Source organism: Paenibacillus sp. 01L418 (assembly GCF_056400045.1).
Genome location: NZ_JBFTSN010000376.1, coordinates 1 through 6,307 on the forward strand (window position 1 = coordinate 1; position 6,307 = coordinate 6,307).

Sequence of the window (6,307 nt, forward strand, 5' to 3'; positions counted from 1 at the left end):
TATACTTGCTGAATGTCTCATCGTTGATCGGTTCTACGCCGAGCACCCATCTCTGCAGCTTTTCCTCGACGTAGGTCAATACGCCCGCGTTTAGCTCCTCAAATTTGGTCCGTTCCTCATCCGTATACGAGATCGGCGGGTAGGCCTGCATAATATAACCATTGTCAATGTATTCCTTGATGCCTTTCAACGCAGTCGCGTTTGTCCATTGTTCTTCGTAAGCATAGTCTTGATGGAAGGCCAGCTCGATCTGAGCTCCCTCTTCCTGAAGCTGTTGAATAACTGTCTTTTCTTTATTTTTCAATACGGAGTCTTTAAACTTCGGCTTGCCGTCCACGAGGTCATAGTCCTTTCCTTCGATGCCAAAGTTCATCAGTCTCCGACCCTCCTCGGAGAACCAAAAATCCATATATTTGATCGCTTCGACGGGATGCTTGGYACTCGCTGAGATTCCCCATCCGCTCGCATGCGTCCCTTTACGGGAACTCTCTTCGACGACTTTGCCCGCGGTATTCACTGGGGGCGTCATCGGAACAAAGGAGAAGCTAGGAATCTTAGACGCAAGAATATCATTGAAATTAGCCGTGCTGGCGAACCAATCGTGCGTCATGCCGCCGACATTGTCTCCGAGCAAAATGTCACGCGCTTTCGCTCCGCGGGTGAAAATTTCTTTATCAATTAAGCCTTCCTTGTACCACTTCGCAATATTTTCGATTGCCGTCTTATATCCTGGCTCATACATGCCGTACTTGACGACACCGTTGTCCGCGTAAAATCCACGTTTGGCTGCATCGGCCCCGCCCTGCACACCCCACTGGATCAGCAGGTCGTAAATTCCATCCAGCTTCGACCTGCTGAAATATGGAATTTCATCCTTTGCTCCGTTGCCGTTCGGATCCTTTTCTTTGAATGCTTTCAATAGTGCATACAGCTCATCTACCGTTTTCGGTTGCTCAAGTCCCAGTTTTTCCAGCCAATCCTGGCGTACAAACCAGCCCCTAGCAGCCGGTCCGTCCGGCGTAAAGTTAAGGAAATACGTTTTGCCGTTATTGGCTTTCATATATTTGGCTGCATCAGGATGTTCGGAAAAGAACTTTTTAATGTTCGGGGCATGTTCTTCAATCAGTCCATCTAACTCAAGAAAGGCTCCTTCAACCCCAAGGCTGTCGTACTGCTCCTTAATTTGATGATGAACCAAATCAGGAATTTTCCCGGAAGCCATCATTGTATTGAACAGTTCTTTACTGTTCGTCGAAGCTTTAGATGCCGTTCCTTTCAACTTAATATTGGTCATCGCTGCCGCTTCTTTGAAGATGGGCCAGTTATCGTCGAAAATAAACTTATCTGAGTAGTGCATATGGATCGTCAGCTCAAGCGGGTCTTTTGCGATCAGTTGCCCGGATAGCTGCTTTGTATCCGCTTCTTTTGAATTATTCGCAGGACTTCCACTATTTTGCGGCACATTATTGTTGCTACAGCCCGCTAGCAGCATACCGACTGTTACCATGATTAATGCAGATGCTTTTATCCTTTTTTTGTTACCCATATTTATGACCTCCCAATATTGGTTTCTTGATTTCATAATAAAAGATTGAAGCAGCCACTAGCCTTTGACGGAGCCGATCATGGTGCCTTTGACAAAATATTTCTGAATGAAGGGATAGGCTGCAACAATCGGAATAATGGAGACGATGATCGTTGCATAAATAATTGTTTCCTTTGAATATACCGCCATATTGCCCATCTCGTCGCTCACGTTCATCTCTACGATGAGTTTCTTTAGCAGGACTTGCAGCGGTACCTTGTTCTCGTCTCTCAGCAGGATCATCGTCCAGAAATAACCGTTCCAACGGTGCACCGCATAGAACAATCCGATCGTCACAAGCGAAGCTTTGGACAGCGGCAAATACACTTGCCATAAGATCGTAAGATCATTTGCACCATCAACCTTAGCCGCCTCCTCGAGTTCCTCCGGAATGGTCTGGAAGAACGTTCTCATGAGGAAGACATAGAAAGTCGTAATCGCGAAACCGATAATAATCGTAAATCTACTGTCGAGCATGTTCAAATCTCGAAAATTAAGATAGGTCGGAATCATGCCGGGTTGGAACCACATCGTCAGCGCGATAAAGAAGCTGATGGCCGTACGCCCCATAACCCGTTTCTTGGATAAGGCATAGGCACCACAAATGGTGAGAATTAAATTGACGATTACACCGAATATGGTGTAATAAAACGTGTTTAAATAGGCAATCCAAATTCCCTTTTCCGATAGTACCTTTGCATAGGAGTCAAAGTTAATATCGTGCGGCAGCAAGATCACCTTGCCTGTAACGACCGATTGGGAGGAGCTTAAGGATGCAGATAAGACATAGACAAACGGGTACAACGCAAGCAAAGCGATAATTCCAAGAAATACACAATTAAAAATATAAAACAGCTTTTCGCCTCTGGTTTTTTTCATCTTCCATCACCTACCATAATCCAGTCTCCGTTAACTTCTTGCTCATCTTGTTGGCAAATACGACGAGAATAAATCCAACGACGGCATTGAACAGTCCCACCGCTGTCGCCAGGTCGTAACGTGCATCCTGAAGACCAGACCGGTACACGTAGGTGTTAATAACGTCGGCCGCCTCATAGGTGGCCGGCTGATATAGAAGAATGATCGCTTCATATCCAACTTCCAGCATGGAACCCACCTTCATGACAAGCATGATTGCGATCGTCGGAATGATTGCGGGAAGCGTGATATGCCATGTTTGCTTCCATCTATTAGCTCCATCGATAACCGCTGCTTCGTACAAGGCAGGATTGACACCAGACAAAGCGGCTAAATAGATGATAGTACCAAATCCCGCTTCCTTCCAAATATCCATGGACCCGATAAAAATCGTACGGAAATAATCGGGATTGGTCAGAAAGTATTGCTTTTCGCCCCCTACCATCTCAATGAGGATATTGATAATACCGTTGCTAGGAGCCAAAAAGTTGGTAACAATCCCAGCTACGACAACGACCGAAATAAAATGGGGCAAATACGTAAAAGTCTGCACCGTTGCTTTGAAAATCCCGCTCTTCAATTCGTTTAGTAACAAAGCGAGGATAATCGGTACAGGAAATGCGAACAGCAATTGATAAAAACTGAGCAACACGGTGTTTTTTAATAGCCGCCAAAAATACGGACTTTTAAAAAACGTCTCGAAATGTTCAAACCCAACCCAAGGACTCGCTTCGATTCCTTTATATACACTGAAATCCTTAAAGGCGATTTGCAAGCCATACATCGGCTTATACGCAAAAATGATATACCAAGCCAGGAACGGTATCAGGAGCAGATAAAGATAACTGTCCCTGATCAGGTTGGCTTTTATTTGTTTAAAGTTAAGCAGCACGCATCCTCTTCTCCTCTCGCAATGATGTTTAGCTGATTTCCTTAGGAGCGCTCCCATTTGAAAGGTCAGCGTTGCAATTCAAACTATAGATACGAATGAAAGCGCTGTCTATCGCCATTATTTCATCTAGCATCAACTTTTTATGTCGTAGTCCATAATGTGCATTATTTCATGTATCAACAATTTCCCTTCATTGAGGAAAGTGTCAGTCGAACATACAAAAGCCGCCTGGCACTTAGGCTAGGCGGCTTTTTATGAATCAACGATTCTCATTGTATGAAGCCTTACTACTTCTCGCTAAGCTTCTTTGCGTACTGGCCGGGAGCTAAACCTTCATACTTGCGGAACATTCGAATAAACGTGTTCGTATTGTTGCAACCGACCATCAGTGCCAAATCGCCAATCTTAATATCTTTCTGCTGGCGCATCATTTCTTTCGCTTGCTGCACGCGATAAAAATTTAAATAATCTTTAAAATTTTCGCCGGAATGATTTTTGAACGCGATGCTGACGTAACCAGGAGAGAAGTTAAACTCCTCCGCTATCATGCTAAGCGATAAATCCTTGTTGTAGTTGTCATGTATATATTCGATCATACGTTGGACCGTGCTATTATCCATCATCTCATTCTGCTGATCAATCGTATCAATCATGGCGATAAACAGGGTCGTGATGGCCGAAACCATTCGTTCCTTCGATTCGCCGTTCTGAACGATGTCCAAAGATTCTTTGTGTGCTCGAACAAACTCTTCGAAGGACATGTTCAGTTGCTGGATAATTCGACTCAGAGTAGCTAATACAAGCAAACAGAACTGGTCGAGCTGCTGCGGCGTTAACTGTCTTTGCTCCAAATTTTCCGATAGAAGGAGGTTTAGTGTATGTAATGCATTTGCCCGCTTGCCCCGAATCACATAGCTGATCAGCTCTCGCTCCGTATCGATAGGATAATAATAGCTGACCATCTGAACTTGACTGAGCTGTTTATAAGTAATGACGGAAGTCTTATCAACTGCCGATTTCCTCTTCAGGGTATCAAGCGCCTGGATAAAGGAGCGGTCAATTTCGCCAGCAGAGGCTACGGGCCTACCAACAGCTGCAGTCAATCCGTACGCATGTGCGTCCTCGATTTGAGCCATCGCTTTCATGAGCTTCTTCTGAATGGATTCCGTATCTGAATCCTTGATTATGAAGACAAATTTGGTGAAATCGTGATCAAGCAGCTCGCAAGGGAAATGGACTTTCATTTGTTCATGAATGATCAAGGAAGTCTTTGATTTTATCGTAAGAATTGCGTCTTTCGAATATTGCTCCTCCAATTCTTTATCGTTCGAGAATGAAACTACGCAAACACTTAAAGCGGTAGATAGGCTTTGCAGTTGATGTGTATTTAGCAGATCATCCACCTTGTCAGGAGGAACGAGTCCATAGAGCAAATCCCGCAGGAACTTGTCTCTCATTGAAAGCCTGTGCTCATGCAACGCGGTTTTCATCTGTTCATTAGCCTTACTTATACTCGTCACCGTCTCATTCAGGAAGGCGAATTCGTCTGCTCCCGTAGGTTCCCCGTAGCTTTTGAACAATCCGACGAGATGACCGACAGGTCGGTACATGCGCTTGGAAACCATATAGGCGAATGCTAGTCCCACAAAGATAAGAATGGCTAATAAAAGCACAGCCCCTTTCAAATTCGGTGAAAAGGAATCTACCAACGAGTAGTTCTGTGTAACATACATATACGTCCATTGTGGCATCGTTTTTGAGCGAATCAAATGAAAATCAAATTCATCATTGGATAGCTTCGTATAATCCCCGGTTGCCTGTTCATCAAGTTCTCGCAGTGGATAGGCAAGCAATTGCTTCCCCCGTTTATCGTCAAAGCTTGATTTGAGCGTAACGTATCGACCATTCTCAATAATGGCAAAAGCTTCTTGCATATCAGGTGATAGGGACGGTAGCAGTAATTGTTCAAAAAATGAGACAACAAAAAATAATGAATTTCCTATTCCTACCCGTTCCGGATTAACGATTATTATCGATGCGTTTTCATCGCTCTTCGAAATTATATTTTTGCTGCTCGATAGTGTTATGGTTGGACTCGTGCTGTCTGTTCCTAAGTGTGCAAGATCCTCATTCGTCATTCCCATATCTTCCATATAGCGTCTTCTATCCGATGAAATTTGTGGCGTAATGACCAAATCGTCGTTAGTCTTCATTAGATCGATGCTATAGCCGAATTCAGAGAATGCGTCTATATGATTTTGCAGTGCATAAGAAGTTTGTGTGATCTCATAGTAATTACGATCTTTTTCAGCGAATTTAACAACATGCTCATTTAATCTCAATTGCGCGATTAAGTTGAAAGAAACGCCGAGTTTGGTGTCAATATTGTCGCGAGATTGCATGAGGAAATTTTGCTGGTTTTGACTCAATTCCGATCGCACTCTTTGGCTGTCCTTAAAGAAAGACAGGCAGACCGCAATCATAGTGTAAGCGAATACAATAATAAGATAAGCGATAAGTAGTTTTGTAAAAAAAGACTTTCTAAGCAATTTTATCTCCCCTTGGCAATTCCTTCTGAGCTGAAAATAACCTAATAAGAAAGCAAATATCCTCATTGGTTACTCGTATACGCTTACATTCTTCGAAAATATCATAACTTACACTATATATGAATGTGAAAATACCGTCTATCACCAAAACTCACAAAGCGGTTCTAACCCACAGCTGCTTTTTATAATTGAGTCATTCTATATGACCTATTGTCTAATTGTAGAGAAAATAATTGTACTCATCCATGTATATTCATATGAGTTACATGTATAATCGTACTGAAATTAATGAGCTTTAAAGTTACATGTAGAATGAGATCATATAGGAAAAGAAATATTTTTATGAATTTAGCAGTATTGTTC

The 6,307-nt window shown here is 43.1% G+C and carries 4 protein-coding genes; all 4 read right to left on the reverse strand.

Annotated features, from left to right (window positions below):
• A partial coding sequence (locus tag AC1DSE_RS28040) for an extracellular solute-binding protein (RefSeq protein WP_477528546.1) occupies positions 1 to 1,546 on the reverse strand: 1,546 nt, incomplete at its 3' end.
• A gap of 57 nt (positions 1,547 to 1,603) precedes the next feature.
• The gene (locus AC1DSE_RS28045; protein ID WP_477512065.1) at positions 1,604 to 2,464 is read right to left on the reverse strand and encodes a carbohydrate ABC transporter permease; all 861 of its coding nucleotides are present in this window, start codon (positions 2,462 to 2,464) and stop codon (positions 1,604 to 1,606) included.
• Positions 2,465 to 2,474: 10 nt separating this feature from the next.
• Positions 2,475 to 3,395 carry an ABC transporter permease gene (locus AC1DSE_RS28050; RefSeq protein ID WP_477512064.1) on the reverse strand — a complete coding sequence of 307 codons (921 nt, stop codon included), beginning with the start codon at positions 3,393 to 3,395 and terminating at the stop codon, positions 2,475 to 2,477.
• A gap of 287 nt (positions 3,396 to 3,682) precedes the next feature.
• The gene (locus tag AC1DSE_RS28055; protein WP_477512063.1) at positions 3,683 to 5,824 is read right to left on the reverse strand and encodes a helix-turn-helix domain-containing protein; all 2,142 of its coding nucleotides are present in this window, start codon (positions 5,822 to 5,824) and stop codon (positions 3,683 to 3,685) included.
• Positions 5,825 to 6,307 lie beyond the last annotated feature (483 nt).